This is a genomic window from Clostridium sp. FP1, assembly GCF_011065975.2.
Taxonomy (GTDB): Bacteria; Bacillota; Clostridia; order Clostridiales; family Clostridiaceae; genus Clostridium_AD; species Clostridium_AD tagluense.
The window spans coordinates 3,160,011-3,183,886 of sequence record NZ_JAAMNJ020000001.1; the positions used below are offsets into that span (position 1 = coordinate 3,160,011).

The following is a 23,876-nucleotide window of genomic DNA, read 5'->3' on the forward strand; positions in this document are numbered from 1 at the left end:
CGAATCAGCAAACGAATTTTACTGTCTAAAATTGAAATTAGGTATCCTACGTCAATAACCCACTGTATCTACCCTTCGTCGTTAACCTTAGGATCTAATGCCACTCTTAATACATCTCCTAATATATTAAAGCTTAGTACAGTTAATAATATTATTATGCCTGGAAATAAGGATAAATATGGAATATCAAGTATATTTTCCTGCGCCTTTTGTAGCATACTTCCCCAGGATGCCATAGGTTCTTGAACGCCTAACCCTAAGAAGCTTAAGGCTGATTCTGAAAGTATTGCACCTGCTATGCTTATACTAGATATAACAATAATAGAGGAAATTAAGTTAGGAATTATATGTTTTTTTATTATATGTTTATTGCTAGCACCTAGAGACTTTGATGCCATAACATATTCCCGCTCTTTAAAGGATAATGTCTCTGAACGGACAATTCTCGCGGTACCCATCCAGCCAAATATACCAATGATAACTATTATATTTATAATACTTGAACCTAAGTAAGCATTAGCTATAAGAATTAAAAAAAAGGTTGGTATGCACATAAAAACATCTATTATTCTCATATTTATGCTATCAACTATTCCACCTACATATCCGCTAATAACCCCTACTAACGTACCAATGATAACTGATACAAACATGGAGGCAAACCCTACTGTTAAAGATACCCTTCCCCCATAAAGCACCCTAGTAAAATAATCTCTTCCTAATTCATCTGTTCCAAAAAAATGATTCAAATTAGGGGATAAAAATTTTTCAGATAAATTAATCTTGTTAGGGTCATAAGGTGATAAAAAAGCTAACAAGGAGCTCACTATAATTATAATTAGAATTACTAATGAAACTAGCGCAAACTTATTCTTTTTAAATTGAAGCCTTAGGTTAATCATGGTCCTATTTTTAATATTATTTTCATTTTCAACAATGTCTGTGTTTTCAAGGATATTTATTTTTTTCCACTTTTCCTCACTATTCATCTCTTCGCTATTACTCATGTTTATCCACCACCTTTATTCTAGGGTCAAGAGTTGCATATAGTATATCTGATATTAGATTTCCTAAAATAAGTAATATTGAAGTAATCATAGTAATTGCCATTATAGCAGGATAATCCCTATTAAATACTGAAGTTACTCCAAATCTTCCCATGCCTGGCCACCCAAAAATACTCTCTGTGATAAAAGAACCTGAAATAAGCTCTGGTAAACTCATTCCTAATATTGTTACAAAAGGTATCATTGAGTTTTTTAAAACATGTGAAAATAATATTCTATTTCGAGATGCTCCTTTACTTATAGCCGTTATTACATAATCTTCTTTTAACTGGCTTATAGCACTGGACCTAATATATCTAGTTAATACAGCTATGTTAGGAAAACTAAGTACCATACACGGCATAATGCTGTGCTTAATTAAATCTATATTTGTTTCTATCCCTATAGCTCTCATACCTATAGATGGCAATATTGAAAGTTTTACAGAAAAAAGAACTATAAGCATCATTGCAAACCAAAATCCTGGGATTGATATGCCAACATAACATACGGCTGTAACAACGTTATCAAATGACTTGTTTCTCTTAAAGGCACAAGTCATACCTAAAGGAATAGAAATTATAATTGATATAAGCATAGTAATACCCATTAGCCTCAACGTAACTGGTACTCTAGCTCCTATCTCCTCTGAAACTGGTTGATGGCTTATAAATGAATACCCAAAATCTCCTTTTATAACAGTTTTAATCCACTTCGCATATCTAACTGTTATAGGTTTATTAAATCCTAATCTTTCTCTTGTTTCTGCCACCTGAATTTTATTCATTTTAGGTGTTACAAAAGCATTTGATGGGTCTCCTGGTGCTAAATTCATAATCAAAAATGAAACCACTGAAATCGCTAAAAGCATTGGGATTGCTTGAAGAACTCTCTTAAATACATATCTTTTCATTTAAACTTCTCCTATCTCTATTTACCTGAAAAGAAATATATAAGCTCATTATTTTCAGCTTATATATCTAGCTTCTCAATAGTTAAACCTTACCAATTAATCCTATGATAATGTTCTTTAATCTTTGTAATTGCTTGTAATAAGAACTATGACCCTATTGAAATTTACTAATCAAATTTCATAGGGTCAAGCTTTTTTAAAAAAACTTTGCAAGTTGTTTACTCCAACTATTTTTCTATTATATATAATTTTGATAAGTCTTCAAACATATATATAGGTACTAATTTAGCTTCCTTAACTCCACCAATATTTGCTGCTGTTGAAATATAAGAAGTCGTATAGTCAATATTATATTGAACTGCATCTTCTGCTAATTTCTTTTGAAGTGTTTCGTACATTTCTTTTCTCTTAGCATCATCTGTTTCCATTGAAGCCTTTTTCCAAATTGGATCTAATTCTCTATTTACATAATTTGCCCAGTTCATTGAACCCTTCTCTACATATAGGCCTGAATAAGAATCTGGATCTGTAGTACATACATAAGCATTTAATACTAAGTCATATTGTCTTTTCATTGTTCCAAATAACTGTGCAAAGAAAGCTTCTTCTTCCAATGGTAGACCTTGAATTTTAATACCAATTTTAGCTAATTGCTCTTTCATTACATTCATTTGATTTATATCTTTTTTACTTCCTGCTACATAGGCAAATTTTAATGTAATGTCTTTTACTTTAGCTTCATCCATTAATTTTTTAGCTTTTTCTAGGTTAAAGTCATAATGTTCTACATCATCAGTATAATATAATGTAGTTGGTGGAAATACTGAGTTAGCCATTTTAACATTATCTAAAGATTCACATACGCTTTTTAATATATCTTGTTTATTTAAAGCATAACTTATTGCTTGTCTTACTTTTTTATCTTTTAAATTTTTATTATCCGTATTAAATAATAAATATTCTGGCATGCATTCATCAAATTTATAAGTTTTGAATTTTTCATTTTTAGAATATTTATTAAAGTCTTTTTCCTCAACATACTTTGCAGTGATTTCACCATTTTCAAAAGCTATTTTTCCTGCATTTGCATCACCAACTATTCTGTAAACTATTTTTTCTAAATGTGGTTTTCCAGTATAATAATCATTAAATCTTTCTAAAGTTAACGCTTCCCCTTTTTTCCATTCTTTGAATTTGAAAGGACCTGAACCTACAGGGTTATTATTTTTAGTTGATTTTTCTAGATCTTTTTCCCCTTGAAATACATGTTTAGGGATCATTCTAATACTTCCTAAAGAACCTTCAAATGGAATATAAGCTTTAGGTAGTTTCATTTCTACAGTTAAATCATCTATTTTAGTTATTTTTACTGGTTTTCCATCAATTAAATAGGACTCTCTATCTCCAATATGCTGTTTTGGATCTAATGCTGTATTTAATGTAAACATTAAATCCTCTGCTGTAATCTTCTGACCATCATGCCATTTTAAATTATCTTTCAGCTTAACCGTATATGTTAATTTATCCTTCGATACTTCTAATTTATCGGCTAAATAATATGTAATTTTGCTTCCATCCTTAACATATAACGGGTCAAATAGTGCCCTATTAACTGTAAAAGTTATTCTGTTATTTTGATAGAATGGATTTAATACTAAAGGATCACTAGCAGAAACAAATACCATTGTTCCTCCATCCTTAATCTTTTCTTTGGTATCCTTTACATCTGAAACTTTAACACTTGTTGTATTTTTACTATTACCACAAGCAATAAGTCCTAGACTCATTGTAGCAACTAATGCTAAACATAAAAATTTTGATTTTTTCATTGTTTTCCACCTTGGATTGCAATTTTCTTTTGTTCCACAACTAATTGTATAGACAAATTTAAACAAATTCAAGGTATTTTTTACATTATTTCAATTTTGTATAAACATTGGTTTAACTATAGAAAATATAAATTGTACGATTGTTTTGTGATTTGAATTATAAATGAGCAATAATATTATTTTTAGAATATTTTGTCGTTTTATATTATTTTTAGTAAATTACATGGATAATACAAATTTCTAATTATAGGTATTTTTCATTTATAAATATAGCTCATTTATTCAGCTTTAAATAATTTCAATTTATTGAAAATTATGATATACTATTCTTGGATAATAATTATTCTATGAAAATTATTATTCTGAACTGCATTTGGAAAATAATATGAATGGGGTGTTATTTTGAGTAATAAAAAAATTCTAACCGGCAATGAAGCAATAAGTAGAGGTTTTTGGGAAGGTGGCGGAATGATTGCTTCTAGTTATCCTGGCTCACCTACTGTACAAATTTTAGATTCTTTAAAACAGTATGAAGAGATTTATAGTGACTGGGGAACTAATGAAAAGGTAGCTATGGAGATTGCAATGGGCGGAAGTATTGCAGGTGCAAGATCAATGGTTTCTATGAAACACGTAGGAGTAAACATTGCAAGTGATCCCTTTATGACTTTTACACAAACAAAAACAAAGGGTGGTCTATTACTGGTTGTAGGTGATGATCCAGGCCTTTCAAGTTCACAAAATGAACAAGATAGCAGATTTTGGGGTAAATTTGCAAATATTCCTATTTTAGATCCACGAAATCCTCAAGAAGCTAAAGATTTTGCAATAGAAGGCTTAAAACTTAGTGAAAAATTCCATACACCAGTGCTTATAAGAATGATGAGTAAGTTATGTCATTGTAGATCAGCGGTAGAATTAGGTGACCGAGAAGAATTTGCCCCTGAGGGATTTGTACCAGAGCAAGGGCGATACAGCATGCTTCCCCCCTACTCTAATGCGCAACAATATTTTATGAAAGAAAGAATGGAAAAGCTTCAAAACTTCAATGAGGATTATCAATATAATTATTTAGAAGAAGGCAATAGCAAGGATTTTTTAATCATTACTTCTGGTCTTATATATGAATCTTTAAAGGAATTAGAATTAGAAAACATAAGTATACTAAAACTAGGTATGATTTGGCCTCTTCCTATAGAAAAAATTAAAAAATTGGGCGAAGAATATAAAAATGTAATCGTTCTCGAAGAAATGCTACCATTTATGGAAGAACAACTTAAAATCAATGGAATTGCAGCAAAAGGCAAGGAGTACTTTTCTTTTACAGGAGAGCTTACTATTGAAGATATAAAAATAGGTTTAAAAAAAGCAGAAGTTTTGATAAATGGTGTAGATTTAGAAGTCCCACAAAAGGAAGAAATTATTACAAGAACGCCTATGCTATGCGCAGGATGCCCTCATAGACCTATTTTCCATATTTTAAAAGCTAATAATGCAACGGTTATAGGGGATATAGGGTGTTATTCTCTAGGAATACAGGAGCCTTTCGAAGTACATAAAACTAATATAAGCATGGGGGCTTCCCTTGGAATGGCTCTTGGAGTTGCCACTGTTCATTCAAAAATAAATAAACAAAAACCAATTGTAGCTACAATTGGAGATGGAACATTTTTTCATTCTGGAATGACAGGATTTATACAACTTGCAAAAACTACAGAAAACATAACAGTTATTATAATGGATAATAGGACTACTGCCATGACTGGTGGCCAAAACACACCAACTACAGGAGATTATTTTAAAGAAGAACCTGGATATCATGTCAGCATACCTGATATTTTAAAATCTTTTGGAATAGTTGATATTACAGTAGCAGATCAATTTAAGTACAAGGAAACAAAAGAAATCATTAATACTGCAATGAAAAGATCAGGACTTTCTGTAGTAATAACAACTCGTCCTTGTGCATTGAATTTCAAAATTAAAAGTCCTCATTTTTATGTAGATGAAGATATTTGCATAAGTTGTAGAAGTTGTTTGCGTTCCAACTGCCCACCGATTTCTATGAAAATGTATCCTGGGAAGGAAAAGAAAAATTCTTATATAAATCCAGATATGTGTGTAGGTTGTTCCGTCTGTTCTCAAGTTTGCCCTGTTGGTGCAATAAAATGTAGTAGTGAAAACATGCAGAAGGGAGTGAAATAAGATGGGAGTTACAAATATTTATATGGCTGGTGTTGGTGGACAAGGGTTAGTGCTTACCACCGAAATAGTAGTAGAAGTTGCTTTCTTAGAAGGCTATGAGGTAAAAAGTAATGATGTAATTGGACTATCACAAAGAGGTGGAAAAGTTTGGGGAAGCGTAAGGTTTGGTGAAAAAGTATATTCTGCTTTAATTCCTGAAGGAGAAGGCGATCTACTCCTTGCAATGGAAGAACTAGAAGGTTTAAGATTATCCTCTGCTTTAAAAAAAGGTGCAAAAATTATATTCAATGAAGAAATCATTTTTCCAAATAAAGTGCTTATTGAGAAGGATGAATATCCAGAAAATATAAGAGAAAAATTAGTAGAAAAAGGATATGAGGTTATTTCTTTAAATGCACAAGAACTAGCTAAGGACCTTGGAAATATTAAAACAGCCAATATCGTACTTTTGGGCAAGCTGTCTAAATATTTGCCTTTTAAAGAAGAAACCTGGTTAAAAGTTATAGAAAATAAAGTCCCAGCAAAAACTGTACAAGTAAATTTTTCTGCGTTTAAAGCTGGCAGACAAGCATAAAAAAAACAAGGAATTCTAAATTAGAATTCCTTGGTTTCTTTGATATTCATTATAATTCATTCAACACTTTTTCTAACTGCAATAATCCATGCACATTCTGAAACTCCCACACATAAATGAATGGGGTTCTTGAATACTAAATAACTTTTTTTATACTCTCATTTATAATAAAAACTATAAATTACAACATATAAAAACTAATTATTTTCTTCAAGAATTTCACTATCAAGCATCACAATTGACACATTAGCGATAGTATATGGCTCGTTTCAAAACCTAAGTATATTATATCGTACTAAAATAGCCATGTCTAATGGTATATTTTAGTAGTGCTATCCATCCCACACTTGAAGGAGTGGGCTTTCCGCACAAATTCTTGTAATATATTTTTTTATAGATTAATAATATTTAACCCGTTGTTTAAATATATATATTTTATACTTAATATTTAATAAATTGGAGGAATAACAATGTTATCTGTAAAACAATTAGCCGAATCTATCGCTCTGAAAGAGGGCCTACATTATGTGGAAAAAAATCCTATGGAGAATTTCCCTAAACTATTAAAATGGGGTGAAAAATTTGCATCCCGTGAAGACCACAAGATGGAAATCAATGACGTAGCAAAAAACATGAAAGATCATACTACTGTCACTTATAAATTTGTTGAAAGAGTTTTAACAGAACTAAACCCGGAAGTAAGGAAAAAGTTCTTAGTTAATTTCATTATAAATTCTGGACTAGTTGGTATTCCAGAAAGCACTAAAATTCAAGAAAAAGAAAAATGTAATATTCCCTGGGCTATACTCCTAGATCCTACTGCAGCATGCAATTTAAAATGCATAGGATGCTGGGCAGCAGAATATAACAAAGGTGATTCTCTTTCCTATGAAACTATTGATAGAATAATAACACAAGGAAAAGATCTTGGAATTCATATGTATATCTTCTCAGGTGGCGAACCATTGGTTAGAAAAGAGGATATTTTGAAAATCATTAAAAAACACAGTGATTGCATGTTCCTTTCCTTTACCAATGCTACATTAATAGACGAAAAGTTTGCAGATGAAGTAGCAAAAGCAGGGAACTTGACGTTTGCTATTAGTGTAGAGGGCTTTGAAAAAGAAACAGACATGAGGCGAGGTGCTAACACATATCAAAGAGTTCTTCTGGCCATGGACATACTTAAAAATCGTGGTATTGGCTTCGGATTCTCATCTTGCTATACCAGTAAAAATTACCTTTCCATAGGTTCTGAAGAATATATAGATTTTATGATAAAAAAAGGCTGTCTTTTTGGTTGGTTGTTCACTTATATGCCTCTTGGGAAAGATGCTGTACCTGAACTAATGGTTACCCCTGAACAGAGAAAGTTTATGTATGAACGTGTACATGCTTACAGAAAAGAAAAACCTATTTTCCTTATGGATTTTTGGAATGATGGTGAATATGTTAATGGGTGTATAGCTGGTGGTAGACGCTATCTTCACATAAATGCAAGTGGTGATGTAGAGCCCTGTGCTTTCATTCACTATGCCAACGTTAATATAAATGATACAAGCCTTTTAGAGGCACTAAAATCTCCTATTTTCAAGCAATATAATAAAAATCAACCATTTAATGATAACCACTTAAGGCCATGTCCCCTCCTTGATAATCCTGAAAAATTAAGAGAAATGGTGCATGCTTCAAATGCACATTCAACTCAACCAGAAGATGAAGAGAACGTGGATGATTTAACTGCAAAATGCCAAGGAAAATCAGCTGAATGGGCAATCATAGCAGATGAGCTTTGGTCAAAATCACACTAACAAGCAGAAAGCCAGCACTTTTATTTTAACTGCTGGCTTTCTAAGTTTTAGATATATTATCCAGTAAGTAAGATCTTATTTTTAAAAAAACATGAGTTTAAAATTTCTTTGAACCTTAAAGCCTCTAAATCCTTATGAAAATCATAGAAATGGAATAATTGGAAGTATACCTATGCCTGTGCTCCAAAAATAGCTACCTGTTGGCTATCCAAAACAAACATACTATCTTTCCACTTTAGAGTATTCAAAACATATCCTAAGGAGTCTGCATTGTATCTTCCTGCTATTTTTTGATACGCCAATAGCTCGTATACTTTATTTGAATCAAAATCCACAGGATATAATCCGCTTAGAGGATTTACAAATCCTGTGATTGAATTCTTTAACTTTCCGTTGTCGTCGTATATTTCATTTAAATAATCAGCATCCTTATTAGATATATCTATAATGTATTTTTCATTGTTTTTCTTGCTAACAACTTCCACCTTGTAGCTGTCTTTATAAGTAACATCGTATTGGTATTGCTCATTATACAAATTAAAATCAAACAATAATTGTGCTGTATTGTTAATAAAGGAATAGATGTAGTCGTAGGTTATTCCACCACTACCACCGGTGGTAATGCCTATTAAGATATCCTTCACGCCATCTCCTGTAAAATCCCCTAAAAACAATGTAGGGTTGTATCCTGCGTTTTCACTGAGTGGCACACTAGTAAATCCACCTGTCATTATGTCTTGTATTACAAGGGTAATATTTCGAGTAAATTGACTATCTGACGTCTTTATACCAGTTAAATACACATTATCAGGTATTCCATCTCCATTTACATCTCCTCTTGCATAAGAAACAATTTCGGGATGCATCATATTAGCTCTAAAATAACAATTATACATAGTATCTCCTTTTCAATATTAGCATTGTATAATAGATTACTATAGATTCCAATAATATGTTACAGATATAAAAAAACTAAAATTTTACCAAGTATAATTTACAATAAATTAAGCAAAATAATATTTATAGTTAATGTAAATTTACTTTCTCTGAATAGGAGGATTTTATTATGCAAAGAGGTGTATCAGGATTTTTAGGCGGTGTACTAGGAGGGTTTATTATGTTAGTGATAAACTTTGGAGAAACAGGAACAAGCTCTGTTTCAAGTTGGATTATGCATATATTGATTACTGGTTTTGTTGGTTGGATAATATCGAAAATATTATCCAAAAAATCCACAATTAACTTTGTTTATTCAGGAACAATTACAGGTATAGTTTTATGCTTATTAATAAATGTTGTGTATATGCTTTCAGGAAGAATTGCTCCCACATGGTCAATGGGATTAAGTACATTTATAGTAAGCTTTTTTTCATACATTGTACTTGGAATAGTAATAACAGCCACTATTTCTAAATCACAAGTGAAAGTGACTAAATAGCCACTTTATTTTATGCTAGGTCCTCTTTAGTTTACTTCGTGCTTTTCTTGTTAATCGTCACAACTAATAAAACCGAATAGTCCCTTAAAAACACCCTATTATTCAATTGAATTTTACGGTGTTTTACGTCATACTATTTAATATTCTATTTTTTATGAGAATTCTTGGCTTTGCACATTAAAACAGAAGCCTTTGTCATTTGAATATAACTTTTTAAATTATCTATAATTCTACTTATTGATTTTTTAACACTTTTAGAACCTCTTCACCATGCTCCTCTGGCTTAACTTTCTGATAGGTCTTAATTATAGTTCCATTTTCATCAATAATAAATGTGGAACGTACAATTCCCATATATGTTTTACCAAACATTTTTTTCTCCTGCCATGCTCCATAAGATTCAATAACACTATGGTCAGCATCAGTTAACAAATAAAAAGGTAATGTATGTTTATCCTTAAATTTTTGATGTGAAGTAGAGTTATCTGCACTAATTCCTATGACAACCGCTCCAGCATCCAGTATGTCATCATATAGGTCTCTAAAACTGCATGCTTCCTTTGTGCAACCAGGAGTATCATCCTTTGGATAAAAATAAATAACCACCTTTTTACCATTAAAATTGTTTAATATTATATCCTGATTTTCCTCGTTCTTTAACGTAAACCCAGGTGCTTTATCTCCCTCTTTTAACATAATTATGACTCCTTTCATGAATTCAATTTTTTATTTCGAAATTTACTAAGTAAATTAAGTTTTATGATATTAAACATTATAATTATATAAGATTATTGTTTTATTTTACAACGAGATACTCTTAAATGCAATAATAACTTTTAGTATCTAATAATAACTTTAAGTATCTAATGATAAAGTATTTAAATATTGATTTAAATCACATATTCATAAAAGTATAGAAGATATAATAATCCCATAGTAAAGATCGCAAACAATTCCCTAGAGGACTATAAGGAGGCCATTTTATGAGTAATAAATTTAAAACTGAAGATGCCATAGGACAAATAGTTGCAGCGTTTCCAGGTGCAAGTGAGATATTTTATAAATATAATATAGATTTTTGTTGTGGAGGAGATAGGCCATTAATTCTAGCAATAAGTACACAAGGCCTTGAGGAAAAAACAATAATTGAGGAATTAAATACTAAATACCAGAGTTTTGAAGAAAACAATGAAAAGTTTACAGACTGGGCAAAGGAAAGCCCAAGCAAATTAATAGAATATGTGGTAAATAATCACCATGCATATCTAAATGTAGAGCTGCCCCAAATATCAAAGTTAATTCTAAAGATATTAGGCGTACATGGTAAAAAACATGAAGAATTATTTAAGGTACACAGACTATTTAATAATTTAAGAACAGAATTAGAGGAACATCTAGTTAAAGAGGAAGAATTTTTATTTCCACTTATAATTCAGTATGAAAAAGGGAAAAATGAAAAAGTAAGAAGTGCTACATTAAAACTTATTGATGAATTGGAACAAGAGCATACGGGGGCAGGAGATATTATAAAAGAACTAAGAGAAATTACAGACCACTATAATACACCTAAAGATGGATGTGGAACCTTTGAACTTACCTATAAAAAATTGCTGGAGCTTGAAGTAGATCTATTCCAGCATATACACTTGGAAAATAATATATTATTTAATAATTTTTAAGGAGGAGGAATAATCATGGATAAATATCTTTGTATAGTATGTCAATATATTTATGACCCAGAGCTTGGTGATCCTGATGGAGGAATTGCACCAGGCACTAAATTTGAGGATATACCTGAAGATTGGGTTTGCCCTTTATGTGGAGTTGGTAAATCAGATTTTGAAAAGGTAGAATAGTAATATTAAATCAGCATAAAGACAATAGTCTTCATGCTGATTTATTTTTTAATAGGTTGTAGTGTCAGTTTACTTAAAAACCTAATATTTTAATTATAGCCTGGAATAATAACACTGTAGTTAATGCTATTAAAATAACTATAGTAACCCAACCAACCCAGTTTTTGAATTTATTGTTTGTATATTCACCCATAAGGTCTTTTTTATTTACCATAAGCATCATACAAATTAAAACTACGGGTAGAAGCATTCCATTAATCACTTGAGAGCCAAGAGAAATCTGAAGTAATGGTGCACCTGGAATAAGAATAATTATGGCACCTATAATTATTATTGCTGTAAATAGTCCGTAAAATTCAGGAGCTTCCTTCATTGTTTTACCTATACCGGCTTCAAAACCAAAGGCTTCACAGATGTAAAATGCAGTTGCCAGTGGAAGAATTGTAGCTGAAAATACGGACGCAACCAAGAGCCCAAAGGCAAATATACTTGATGCTAAATCTCCAGCTAAGGGCTTTAATGCCATTGCAGCATCCTTGGCCTCACATATAGTAATACCCTGTTTATTTAAAGTTGCTGCGCAAGCTACAATAATAAAGAAAGCTACTACCACCGTTACGCTGCATCCAAGGATAACATCCATAAGCTCATATTTATACTCAGATATTTTAATTCCTTTTTCTATTACAGAGGACTGCATATAAAATTGCATCCAAGGAGCAATAGTAGTACCAATTAAACCAATTACAGTACTAATCCAAGCTGCGTCTATACCTTCTCCATGGGCACCATTAAATGAGGGTATAGGATTGATTAATGAAGTTCCAATTTGGTGCCAATCGGGATGGGCAAGAAGCGCAGAAAAAACATAGGAAAGTAAAAATACACTAAATACTAAAAATATCTTCTCAACGGATTTATAGGTTCCTTTTACAACCAGTAGCCAGACTAAAATCACTGCAATTGGGACTGATACATATTTTGAAAGATTAAATACCTGCAAACTTCCTGCAATACCTGCAAATTCAGTGGCGGTATTACCTATATCTGCCACTAATAGACCTAGAAATATAAAGAAGGTTATCTTTACACCAAAATTTTCGCGAATTAAATCTGCTAAACCTTTTTGAGTTACGATACCCATTCTTGCATTCATTTCTTGTACTACAAGTAATGCAATAAAACAAGGAATCAATGTCCAAAGTAAAAGATAACCATAGTGAGCTCCGGCTACAGAGTAGGCTGAAATACCACCGGCATCATTATCTACGCTTCCAGTTATTAAGCCGGGGCCAAGCACTGATAGAAACACCATAAAGCTTACAAGCCAAGGCTTTTTATTTAAATTCGTTTTTTCGCTCATAATATGCCTCCTTAACTAACCTTTCTTTTGTTTTTAAGCAATTCATAAATAATATCATTTATTATAACATTGCCGAGTAACTTCATTTCATGATTAGTAACAGGAATAGCTACAAGATTGTATTTTGAAACATTTTTTATCAAATCTTTAATACTATCTGTATCAAACATTGATTTGAATTTTTTATTCATAATAGCACTTATTTTGCTAGTTGGCTCAGAAATAATTAAATCTCGAAGGGAAAGGGTTCCTATTAATTTATCATTTTCATCTACTACATAAAGGCTGAACAATTCATCTTCTTCAGGTTTTAATATCCTTAGATTTTCAATTGCTTCATTTATAGTTTCATTGTTATTAAAAAATACAAAATCCGTGCTCATAAGACTTCCAACTGCTTTAGAATCATATCCTAACAATTCTCTAATTTCGCCTGCAGCTTCTTTTTCCATGCTATTTAGTAGCTCTTCTACTTTTTCTTCACTCATACCATCAAGAATATCTGCAGCTTCATCCGCAGGCATATTTTCTAAAACATCTGCAGCTTTATCTGCAGATAGACTTTCAATAAAACTAACTTGTGCATCTTCTTCCATTTCTTCTAAAACATCCGCAGCTTTTGCGTTATCAAGTGAGGAAAAAATGGTAAGACCTGTTTTAGCATCAAAGTCTTCAATAATATCAGCGAGGTCTGAGGGATGAAGAATGGATAGTGAATCATAGGTTTTCGATAGAACGATATTTTCATTAGAAGTTATGATAGCCTCTACATCATTCCATAGCATTAGCTTAGTCGAAACCTTAAGACCTAACATCTTAAGTGGTTTAGCAATTCCAATTCTTCTTAGAAGACCATCTATGCCGATGTCTACTGCAACTACATAAGCTCCTTTCTCTAAATATGATAGTGAAACATCATTTACACGAACTACTTTTCTCCCATTAACATCTATAATCTGTTGATCTAAAATATGCTTTCTTAAAAACAATGTATTGGGTGGGGTATATTCCTCTATTTTGTTACATATTAAAACATATTGTCCGTTTTGTTTTGTAATTGAAAAATTTTTAAAGTCGTAATCTTTAATTCCACTATTAGTTTTTACTTTTGCAGTAGTGACATGAGGGCTTTTTAATTCATTTACAACACCAAGATCACTTAGTCTTCCAATGACTTTCATATCTGGTGTATATATTTTATTTCCTAAAATTCTGCTTAGATAGAAGTTGTTTTTCATATTACATCCTCCTTTTAGGAAGGGATGCAATACCACCTATAAAATAATTTAATAGAGTGATATCCCTTCCAATATATTAAATTTTTGGCATGCTGGGGACCACTGTCCATTAAATAATCACACTCCTAAACTTAAAATTAAAAAATCTCTCCACAACAAAGTGAAGAGATTAAAATGCGTGAAAAATAAAGGCGTAAAAAAATAGCTCATCTCCACTCGTTGAGTTTTAGCACTGTACAGCTTAGAGATTTGATACTCAGCTACATTAAGTAAAACCTTAATCCGGTAATACCTGCTGACCCGTTGGCGTCTCTCGACATTTCTGGGCAGTAGCGTGTGTCTTATACAGTAACCTCACCTAACAAGAATATTAAATTGTAATTTTCAGTTAATATTATTCTTATAATATTATACTATGCGTCAAGCCTAATATTGTCAATGATTTTTATATTTTATTCACCTAAATAGCATGTTGGTACATATAATATAATATAATATTTTTTAGAGGGGATTTAATGTATAATTTGAAACCGGAAATTTTTGATTTTAAAAGCGTCAAAGGCATTTCTATGAAGCAGCTGGATGAGCACTACAAATTGTATTCAGGGTATGTAAGTAAATTAAATGAAATTTGGAACACTCCTTATGTACCTGATAATTATACTGATAGCAATGCCACTTATTCCAAAATGCGAAGTTTAAAACTAGGTGAAACATATTCACTGAACGGTGTAAAACTTCATAATCTTTATTTTGAAAACATAGTTGGAGGAAATAACCTTCCTTATGGACCCATTTTTAATGCTATAAAAAATCAATTTTCATCTTATGATGATTTTATATCTTACCTTACAAATGTAGGTTTATCCATGAGAGGTTGGGTAGTTCTTTCCTTTGATCTGCTTGATAACAGGCTACACATAATAGGAAGCGATTCACACGATACTGGCGCGGTCTGGCTTTCTTGTCCAGTATTAATCATGGATGTTTATGAACATGCATATTTCATGGATTTTGGAACAGATAAAAGAAAATATATTTCTACATTTATTGAAAATATAAATTGGGAGGTTTTAAATGCTAGATTGCAAAAATACGTTTCAACGATACAGTTTATGGAAATGAACCAACATAGATATAGTCCATATATATTTTTTTAATGGACTATTTTCTAATTCTAAGTTAAATAAAGAGTGTAGTAAAATCTACACTCTTTATAATTTGTATCAGCGACTATTATATAATTATTATCAATGGCATATCATCAACTAAAGAATACCTAATAAAAAAGAAAATTTCAATACACTTTGATCTTTATTCAATGGGTGAAAGAATCATATCAATTGAACACTTGAATAACTCTCCACTATTTACATCAACACAGTATGCAACATCCTCTAATGTATATTCCTCTGTGTTTAGGGTATATAGATAGTAGATTTTTTCCTTAATATTCCTTTGTGAATCATAAAGAACCTTTAAATTAGGCTCAATTTTAACCTTCGATGTTACTATTTCCAAGCCCGTTTCTTTAGATACCTTATAATTGGATATTTCACCACTATTACTATTCACTTTATTAACATTGAATGCAGATACAGCCCTAGGTATCGATACAACTGTAGCAAGTATAACTACTGATATAACAAATCCAATAGTAGGTATCCTCTTTTGATTTTTAGTAATTAATGCAATAATGACCCAAATAAAAAATATAAAAAATCCGAATAAGCCAAGTAAGGTAAAAAACATAACCATAGACCCATCCCCCTATTATTCCTAGCATTAGTTAAGTCTATGTTAGATAGAGCACAGGTTAGAACATATAACGAAATTTCATTGGATAATATAGTATTATTAAATATTTTAAAGAAAAGCAAAACACTATATACGATTGTACATAGTGTTTTAAAATTTAAGTTTCAAAGCTCATCTTATTCCTAATATCTTTACAATGGTTATGAAGTTTTCTTAACGAATGGAGCCATATATAACAAAATCATTTTCAATAACTCCAATTGCAATTAATTTTTCTTCTTTTATTAAGTATACTAATGGTTCTTTATTACTATCAGTATTCTTTTTATATAATACCCAACCATTATTTTTTAATAATGAATAATAGTCCTTAACGAAATTGTCTGGCAATAGTGATACTGAATAAAAATAAAATACATGTGTGCCATCAGGCGATAATGAAGTTTTGTAATAACTTGCATTTGTTGGCATCAGTATATCAGATAATAAGGGGAAATACTTATATTTATTTTCCGGAATAGATTGGGAAGTCATTTTATTTTTAATTTCCATTAATGTCTTTTCATTACTACTATTTAATAATGGATTAACTTCATTAATAGGTATTACAAATCCTATATCCCCTGCTAAGTCGTATCCCGCATAAGTTATTCCTATTATATCACCATATACATTAAATAATGCTCCACCACTTGAACCATGAGAAATACTTGCAGTAGTTTGAAAATCATTTCCTCTATCACTTTTTCTATTAATTCCACTTATTATACCCGTACTTAAAGAATTTTCATATCCTTCTGGGCTACCTATTGCAACAACATTGTCTCCTATTTCCATAGTGTTACTGTCACCTAATTTAACTATATTTAGATTAGTTGAATTTGATAATTGTAAAATTGCTATGTCTTGCTTTTCATTATAATTTAAAACACTTTTAACATCATACTTTGTTCCATTTTGTAATGTTACATTTGCATAGGAACAATCTTTAATTACATGAAAATTAGTTACTACAATACCATTGGAATTCACTATAAATCCACTACCATTTGCAATTAATTTATGATTTTCATCACTTACTTCAACGGAGACAACTGCATCCCCATATCTTCCAAAAATTTGTTTAGCAGTTAATTCATTTGTTACCGTTACTTTACATGTTGCTGTTTTGCTTCCATCTGAACTTATAACAGTTATTATTGCAGTTCCTGCACTTATCGCTGTTATCTTTCCGGTATTGTCTACTTTTGCTATTTCAGGACTTGAAGATGTCCATCTTATATCTTTGCTAGGCTCATCCATTGCTATTACATTATCTGTTCCGCCCACTATTAGCGAACTTGCAATTTTATTTAAATTCAAAGAGGCAGCTTTAATTGTTGTATTATTAATAGTAATTACTTTTAATTTAAAGCCATCATATTTATTCTGTGACTCATTATTCTTAGCCCATAAGTCTGCTATATAAGTACCCTCAGGAATATTTTTTAAATTATAATTTACATTCATATTATAATCAGTTAAATTAGTTAACCATTTGTTGTTTTTAACATCAAATAAGTGCAATTTATACTCCACTTCTAAAGGCGTATTTTCCACACCATTTATAGTTAATATATCCTCTTGACTTAATTGTGTCTTGCCAATTTCCATACTGCCATTTAATTCAATTTTTGCATTTTTAAACACCTCAAAATGTAAGGGATAAGCATCATCATAATCACCATACTTGTTTTGATTTAGGCCTTTTACGCCCACACGTCTAACTCTAATAGCAAATCTATATTTATCTGCTTTTAAATTCAAATTTGTAATATCTACAATTATTGGAGCTTGTGCATCTATAGGGTTTGTCCAACCATTAATCATATCAACATTATTAATTAACTTCCAGTCTTTCATGACACTTTCTTGTAAATAAAATAATTGATATTGGACCTGTCCAGTATAATTTTTAGCGGAAATATAGAACTCATTCTTATCCCCATTTATAAATGGGGAATGTTCCAATGATACTATAGATACTTTAGGTGTTATTTGTGCAAAAACCTGGATTTTAAATGTACTTAATAATACTACAGTTAGTAAAATCATAAAAAATCCACTTGTTAAATTTCTTCTCTTCATTTTAATCCCCCTCGAATATATTTGTAACAATACCATTTAATAATACATTTAATGACAAGATATAACAATAGTTTTATAAATATATTATCCTATAGTTTTATTGGAGTTAGTATATTGGGTCTGATTAATGACGAAGAAAACTCTGTAAAATTAATTCTTGATCGAAGTATTTTGGAAAATGATACCAATAATTATTTATTCAAATAAAAGCCCTCTATAACAGATTATAAACTGCCATAGAGGGCTTCAATAAGTATAAAAAACAAAAACGTAATTTAGTTTCTATTTAGGGATAACGATTTTTTTCCCTTCTTTACGCCACTTAGCAAATTCAGCGGTTGCTGTGAAAAGTACGTCTGTAGAAGAGTTAAGAGCTGTTTCGCAAGAGTCTTGTAGCACACCTACGATAAAGCCTACACCAACTACCTTCATAGCAATGTCATTTGGAATGCCGAATAAACTACAGGCTAGAGGAATCAGTAATAGTGAACCTCCAGCTACGCCTGAAGCACCACAAGCAGCTACAGCAGAAAGTACGCTGAGGATTAATGCTGTAGGCATATCCACTTTAATACCAAGCGTGGCAACTGCTGCAAGGGTCATAACAGAAATGGTAACAGCTGCACCAGCCATATTGATTGTAGATCCTAATGGAATAGATACAGAATAGGTATCCTTATCTAAACCTAGTTTTTCACACAAGGTCATATTTACAGGAATGTTCGCAGCTGAGCTACGTGTAAAGAATGCTGTAATACCACTTTCCCTTAAGCACTTAAATACAAGTGGGTATGGGTTTTGACGAATATTTATAAACACAATGATTGGATTGACAACAAGTGCCACAAAGACCATGCAACCAAGCATAACTGCAAGTAAATGTCCATAGCTCCCTAAGGCTTTAAGTCCCTTTCCTGCAAAAGCCTCAAATACAAGACCCATGATACCTAGTGGTGCAAAGTTTATTACCCATTTAACCATTTGAGTTAATGCATCTGAAAAATTAGTAATCATGACTTTTGTAGTATCAGGTGCATTTTTTAAAGCAAAGCCAAGAACTACCGCCCAAGATAATATGCCTATATAATTGGCATTAAAAAGTGCTTTTACTGGATTATCAACAACATTTAGAAGTAATGCTTTAAGTACCTCTACGATACCACCAGGTGGTGTTACGTTTTGAGCTCCCGCTATTGAAAGTGTTAATACTACTGGGAATATAAAGCTTGCAACAACTGCTACAAGTCCGGCTAAGAATGTTCCTAAAAGATAAAGGCCGATAATAGACTTCATATTTGTTTGATGACCAGTCCTATGTTGAGATATAGCCGACATTACCAAGAAGAATACCAATATTGGTGCAATCGCTTTCAAAGCACCTACAAATAAAGAACCAAATATAATGACTGGTTTTGCTTGTTCTGGAATAAATGCAGCTAATAAAACACCAATAACTAATCCTATAATTATTCGTATTACTAAGCTCATTTTATTCCAATTGCTCATTAGTTTTTTCATAATATTTTCCTCCTATAGTTAAAATTGAAATCAAACTGTGCACAGCCACTTTAAATAAACTTTCATTCGACTTATTATTCTCACAACTCTGTGATAAAAATAAGTCTACCACAAATTTTAACTCAGGGGAAGAAAAATTTTAGTGGTTAAATCTTTGCAAATTACCACTCTAAACCTAGTTATACCATAACTTTGGCTATAATGTAAAAATTTATAATTATACTTATAAGAACTTTGATATTAATTCGATATAAATCTAATGCTAAAAATATAAAAATGAAAATTAACAATAAAAATACATTAAATTGTATAATTTGCAGTTATTATATTCTTTCTTGTATTTAAATAGCTATATTAAACAGCCCTAGATCTTACGGTACCAAACCATATCGTATAGGTGATGTTAGCTTTTATTGACGGTCTTTTCTCAAATTGTTCTTGGTACATGAAGTATATAACTTTAATTTTTGGCTATATTAAAGAGAGTTGTTAAAGTTTATAGATATAAAATTCAAGAAAAATCCATATAATATTATCTCAGGAAAGTAATAGGAGGAAAAAATGTTTAATAAAAAGGATAAAAGCCAAAATAATAGATTTAAAGCTATAGATGACTATTCTTATGCCTCAGCCGTAACTAGTAAAATAATTCTAGATAAAGGAACAATAACAAATTATTTGATTAATATTAAAGATTACGCTGGAGCAATCACCGTATTATTGGATAAAGATGAAAACACTATGTTTTTACAGGTAAAGTTATAATATTTTTACATTAAAGTATAAAATAGCGCTCATTGGTAATTTATAAACCTTAAAATGGGTATGAAAAAAGCATCTGCATTGGCAGATACTTTTATATTGTTAAATACCCATAATGGGTGAATTAAAACCACATTTATATCTTTTTAACAAATTCAGATTTTAGTTCCATAGCTCCAAAACCGTCAATTTTGCAATCAATATTATGATCTCCATTAACCAAACGTATATTTTTCACTTTTGTACCTATTTTTATGGCTGATGAACTTCCTTTTACTTTAAGATCTTTGATTATTGTCACAGAATCACCATCTTTTAAGACGTTTCCGTTTGCATCTTTGATAATCTTTATATCTTCACTATTTTCACTTTCTAATTCTAAATTCCACTCATGACCACATTCTGGGCATACAAAAAGACTTCTATCTTCGTAAGTATATTCTGAATTACATTTTGGACAACTAGGCAAATCTAACATAATTTCATTTCCTCCATTCGTTATTGTTAATTCTATTATATAAGAATTACTTCAAATTTCTTTTTTAAAGCTTATACGAAGAGTCCATTTATTTATATGTGTAATTTTTAGTACTTGTAAGAATAACAATTACTAACTTAAAATTTACAAAAAAAATATAGGGAGATCCTTATATGCTTATATATTATCACAGTCTTCTCATATTGACAAACCTTCCTCTACTCTCTATATTTTAAACTTTCTGACATATTAATGCTCATTATCTTTTTCTTGTAAATAATAATGTTGCATAGTATACGTCTAAAAGAAATTGTAATCTTCTAATAGTGAAATGAATTCTTACTAATTAATTTGCTATTTTTTCATTTTTCTTTCCAATTTTCCAATTATTTATATACAGCATAAAATCAATAGATGCCATGGTCATATTTGTGGCATAAAGATATATAACCTTGTCATAATTATAAAATATTTTATGCAATATTCCAGAAGCATATCCAATTATCACAACAATCAGAAATATTACACTTTTACCTTCTACCGATTTAGATTTATAGGATTTATATATCGAAAAAGGCCACGCTACACCAAAACATAATAACATAATAATCTCAAAAACACTCATCAAAACCCCTCCAACTACCTTTCTTAAATTTAAGTTGTATATCAACACCCATAATTACACTATTATTTATTTGAAGTCAATTCTGACTTCATGCCTATAGCATCATTTCTAAATTCTTCATCACCTGTAGCCTTTATAATAAAATCTAAGCATTTAATTGCCTGAGTATCATCTTCTAACGCATTATATGCATAAACTTTATAATAATAAATACTACAAATTGATTCTACATCGCTTTTATCTACTAACTGTAACATTCTATCACAAATTTTAACTGCCTTTATAAATTGATCAGTATTCATATACAGACATTGTAAATAATATAATGAATCAGCTTTATCACCTTCCATATTTATAGCACCTTCAAAAGCTATAATAGCTCTACTAAACATATTCAAACCTATTAGTGATTCAGCTACTCCAAATAAAGCATCTGCAGTATCATTAATTTCCCTTGCAGTGTTGTAATAGAGAAGTGCATTATAAAAATCTTCCTTATTAATTAATTCCTCTCCTTTGTCTATAAGAGGTTGATACTCCATAGATGATATGTTTAAAGTCTTTTGAAGCACTTCTTCTGAATAGACTGTATTTATAAACCCTCTTTTGTATGACTGCATAAACCCTAAAACTTTTGGAATAAACATTGTTTTAGCATAATCAGATTCTGCATACCATATATTAGGTTTCTCCATACCCATATCTTTTTCAACAATTATAGATTTAGGTATTTCAAATGTTCTTTCTGATTCTGGCAGCAAAAAACAATCTTTACTCTTGGCTTCCATACTGAAATATAAATCTCTGCCTATTCCCCCATAAGGGTAAAATTCTTGTGAGTATTTATATAAAGTGGCATTTTTATACCAACCAACAATGACACTTTTCCCTGTTTTTGCCTGTTTCGCAACCCATATTACAAGCACATTATCTACACTATCATCGTTTACTGTTGCTTTTTCAAATCTTTCTAAATGCAGAGAGCCACCTCTATTGGATACGTATCCATAACATTTGCCGTTATAATCTTGAAAATTATATGATTCATAAGCCTCATTATTTCCACCTTTCTCCCCTCCAGAAGTTTTGCTGAGTTTATCATCGTCACTTACTCCTATATAATTTTTTAACCATGTAACGTTACAAAATATAATTCTCATTTTAATAATCCCCTTACATCTTAAATTTACTTATATTATAAACTAAAATGGATTACATGTTTTTCTCTATTATACATAAATATATCCTATAGAGTAGACTTTTTTAAATTGTCTACCTTATAGGATGCATTTTAGAGTCACATTAACTTTTTTCTATTCTTTATATAAGTTTTAAATTGATAATTTTGCTATTTTCAAAACACTATCCATGCTTTTAGCTGATGCTATAAACCCTGCTTTGTGACAAAATATAGCATCATCTATTTTAATTATAGAATTTATTTCATCACTTGATTTTCCTCTAATAGATTCTAATATATCTCTTCTTGCTTCAAAAGTATCAGCAGATTTCTTTACTGTCTGAATCTTATACTCTGCATCATTATCACCTGGAGAAATAACGAACAATACCTCATTATTTATATCTATTTTAAGTAACTGTTGTAGCCAAGGGCAACCCTTTTTTAAAACCATTATCTCATTAATATCTCTATTTTGAAAGGCCTCATTTACTATAATCCTTGCTTTTATAACAGAAACTTGCCTGCTTATTATTCTTTTTATAACCTCAGTAGCATATAAAGTAGCTTCTTCAAATGCCTCATCTTTGGATGCGATAGAATCCCATGTAGGATTAAAACTTTGGATAATATCACTTATGGAAGTTACTTTAATCTCTGATTTTATATCTATGCCATTATCTGTAGCATCAATACCTTGCATTAAATTTTTATCAACATAATCGAAAATTGATATTATATCATTTTCATCAAACTCTGGATTAAACTTTTGTATTACTCGAGGCCCAAACTCTCTCCAAACTAACCCACAAGCAGCATAAGGAATATTATTTTCTCTTATTTCTTTATTTAATTGGTGATGATCGAATTCTCCTAGGGATATATCATAAACAAAGTCTAGTTTCCTAAGTATATCTTCATTCCTTGTTCTTGTTACCTTAATATCCCCTAGTAGTAGACTAAGTATGGCAGTAGCCATAACATCGTCTGCATGAAATTTACCGCTATGTGTTCCTAAAGTTTTTATATTCTTTTCATTAATCATCATTTACCTCTTTCATATTTATATTCTAAATATATTCAATATCATTAATTTATTATTATATCACAACATTGGTGTATTTTCCTGAATATCACGCTATATAATTTAAATCT

At 30.8% G+C, this 23,876-nt stretch carries 22 protein-coding genes and 1 riboswitch; of the genes, 8 read left to right on the forward strand and 14 right to left on the reverse strand.

The genetic code is table 11. From position 1 onward, the window contains the following. Positions 1-68: 68 nt before the first annotated feature. From G9F70_RS15490 to G9F70_RS15500, 3 genes are all read right to left on the reverse strand, one after another. Positions 69-902, reverse strand: coding sequence for an ABC transporter permease (locus tag G9F70_RS15490; protein ID WP_164943928.1), 834 nt, complete (start codon positions 900-902; stop codon positions 69-71). A 97-nt stretch (positions 903-999) separates the two neighbouring features. After that, positions 1,000-1,959, reverse strand: coding sequence for an ABC transporter permease (locus G9F70_RS15495; protein ID WP_164943828.1), 960 nt, complete (start codon positions 1,957-1,959; stop codon positions 1,000-1,002). 227 nt (positions 1,960-2,186) lie between these two features. After that, the gene (locus G9F70_RS15500; protein WP_164943829.1) at positions 2,187-3,788 is read right to left on the reverse strand and encodes an ABC transporter substrate-binding protein; all 1,602 of its coding nucleotides are present in this window, start codon (positions 3,786-3,788) and stop codon (positions 2,187-2,189) included. A 402-nt stretch (positions 3,789-4,190) separates the two neighbouring features. Between G9F70_RS15500 and G9F70_RS15505 the strand changes: the two genes are divergently transcribed. The 3 genes from G9F70_RS15505 to G9F70_RS15515 all read left to right on the forward strand — a co-directional run bounded on the left by G9F70_RS15505 (position 4,191) and on the right by G9F70_RS15515 (position 8,378). Then, a complete protein-coding gene (locus G9F70_RS15505) occupies positions 4,191-5,993 on the forward strand; it encodes an indolepyruvate ferredoxin oxidoreductase subunit alpha (RefSeq protein WP_164943830.1) in 1,803 nt (600 codons plus the stop codon). 1 nt (position 5,994) lies between these two features. Then, positions 5,995-6,567 (forward strand): indolepyruvate oxidoreductase subunit beta, encoded by a 573-nt coding sequence (locus G9F70_RS15510; protein WP_164943831.1) that lies wholly within the window; start codon positions 5,995-5,997, stop codon positions 6,565-6,567. A gap of 470 nt (positions 6,568-7,037) precedes the next feature. Further along, positions 7,038-8,378 (forward strand): radical SAM protein, encoded by a 1,341-nt coding sequence (locus G9F70_RS15515; RefSeq protein ID WP_164943832.1) that lies wholly within the window; start codon positions 7,038-7,040, stop codon positions 8,376-8,378. Positions 8,379-8,548: 170 nt separating this feature from the next. Here G9F70_RS15515 and G9F70_RS15520 read toward each other — a convergent pair whose 3' ends face one another. Then, positions 8,549-9,274, reverse strand: coding sequence for an FG-GAP-like repeat-containing protein (locus G9F70_RS15520; protein WP_164943833.1), 726 nt, complete (start codon positions 9,272-9,274; stop codon positions 8,549-8,551). Between the two features lie 170 nt (positions 9,275-9,444). Between G9F70_RS15520 and G9F70_RS15525 the strand changes: the two genes are divergently transcribed. Beyond that, on the forward strand, positions 9,445-9,816 hold the full coding sequence (locus G9F70_RS15525; RefSeq protein ID WP_164943834.1) for a hypothetical protein: 372 nt from the start codon (positions 9,445-9,447) through the stop codon (positions 9,814-9,816). A gap of 234 nt (positions 9,817-10,050) precedes the next feature. On the opposite strand, the gene bcp is transcribed toward G9F70_RS15525, so the two are convergent. Beyond that, positions 10,051-10,512 (reverse strand): thioredoxin-dependent thiol peroxidase, encoded by a 462-nt coding sequence (gene bcp / locus G9F70_RS15530; protein ID WP_164943835.1) that lies wholly within the window; start codon positions 10,510-10,512, stop codon positions 10,051-10,053. Positions 10,513-10,799: 287 nt separating this feature from the next. On the opposite strand from bcp, the gene ric reads away from it, so the two are divergent. Continuing rightward, positions 10,800-11,495: an iron-sulfur cluster repair di-iron protein gene (gene ric / locus G9F70_RS15535; RefSeq protein WP_164943836.1), complete on the forward strand. Its 696-nt coding sequence runs from the start codon at positions 10,800-10,802 to the stop codon at positions 11,493-11,495. A 15-nt stretch (positions 11,496-11,510) separates the two neighbouring features. Beyond that, a complete protein-coding gene (gene rd, locus G9F70_RS15540) occupies positions 11,511-11,672 on the forward strand; it encodes a rubredoxin (RefSeq protein WP_125004656.1) in 162 nt (53 codons plus the stop codon). Positions 11,673-11,745: 73 nt separating this feature from the next. Here the strand turns inward: rd and G9F70_RS15545 are convergent, their stop codons facing one another. Together G9F70_RS15545 and G9F70_RS15550 are read right to left on the reverse strand one after the other, a co-directional pair. Next, on the reverse strand, positions 11,746-13,035 hold the full coding sequence (locus tag G9F70_RS15545; RefSeq protein WP_187352952.1) for an NRAMP family divalent metal transporter: 1,290 nt from the start codon (positions 13,033-13,035) through the stop codon (positions 11,746-11,748). Between the two features lie 11 nt (positions 13,036-13,046). Then, positions 13,047-14,273, reverse strand: coding sequence for a magnesium transporter MgtE N-terminal domain-containing protein (locus G9F70_RS15550; RefSeq protein ID WP_164943837.1), 1,227 nt, complete (start codon positions 14,271-14,273; stop codon positions 13,047-13,049). Between the two features lie 204 nt (positions 14,274-14,477). Next, a riboswitch (M-box (ykoK) riboswitch) is annotated at positions 14,478-14,646 on the reverse strand. Between the two features lie 142 nt (positions 14,647-14,788). On the opposite strand from G9F70_RS15550, the gene G9F70_RS15555 reads away from it, so the two are divergent. Then, entirely contained in the window at positions 14,789-15,433 is a 645-nt protein-coding gene (locus G9F70_RS15555; RefSeq protein ID WP_164943838.1) for a superoxide dismutase, read from the forward strand. A gap of 154 nt (positions 15,434-15,587) precedes the next feature. On the opposite strand, the gene G9F70_RS15560 is transcribed toward G9F70_RS15555, so the two are convergent. The 3 genes from G9F70_RS15560 to sstT form a co-directional block, all read right to left on the reverse strand. Further along, positions 15,588-16,031, reverse strand: coding sequence for a hypothetical protein (locus tag G9F70_RS15560; protein ID WP_164943839.1), 444 nt, complete (start codon positions 16,029-16,031; stop codon positions 15,588-15,590). A gap of 213 nt (positions 16,032-16,244) precedes the next feature. Next, complete coding sequence (locus tag G9F70_RS15565; protein ID WP_164943840.1) at positions 16,245-18,158, reverse strand: trypsin-like peptidase domain-containing protein; 1,914 nt, start codon at positions 18,156-18,158, stop codon at positions 16,245-16,247. 282 nt (positions 18,159-18,440) lie between these two features. Next, complete coding sequence (gene sstT / locus G9F70_RS15570) at positions 18,441-19,676, reverse strand: serine/threonine transporter SstT (protein WP_164943841.1); 1,236 nt, start codon at positions 19,674-19,676, stop codon at positions 18,441-18,443. 561 nt (positions 19,677-20,237) lie between these two features. Here sstT and G9F70_RS15575 point away from each other — a divergent pair. Next, positions 20,238-20,441, forward strand: a complete 204-nt coding sequence (locus G9F70_RS15575) for a DUF6440 family protein (protein WP_164943842.1) — start codon at positions 20,238-20,240, stop codon at positions 20,439-20,441. A gap of 133 nt (positions 20,442-20,574) precedes the next feature. On the opposite strand, the gene G9F70_RS15580 is transcribed toward G9F70_RS15575, so the two are convergent. From G9F70_RS15580 to G9F70_RS15595, 4 genes are all read right to left on the reverse strand, one after another. Then, entirely contained in the window at positions 20,575-20,916 is a 342-nt protein-coding gene (locus tag G9F70_RS15580; protein WP_164943843.1) for a zinc ribbon domain-containing protein YjdM, read from the reverse strand. 346 nt (positions 20,917-21,262) lie between these two features. Next, positions 21,263-21,541 (reverse strand): hypothetical protein, encoded by a 279-nt coding sequence (locus G9F70_RS15585; RefSeq protein ID WP_124999329.1) that lies wholly within the window; start codon positions 21,539-21,541, stop codon positions 21,263-21,265. Positions 21,542-21,603: 62 nt separating this feature from the next. Next, the gene (locus tag G9F70_RS15590) at positions 21,604-22,701 is read right to left on the reverse strand and encodes a tetratricopeptide repeat protein (RefSeq protein WP_164943844.1); all 1,098 of its coding nucleotides are present in this window, start codon (positions 22,699-22,701) and stop codon (positions 21,604-21,606) included. Between the two features lie 171 nt (positions 22,702-22,872). Further along, positions 22,873-23,766: an MYG1 family protein gene (locus G9F70_RS15595; protein WP_164943845.1), complete on the reverse strand. Its 894-nt coding sequence runs from the start codon at positions 23,764-23,766 to the stop codon at positions 22,873-22,875. Positions 23,767-23,876 lie beyond the last annotated feature (110 nt).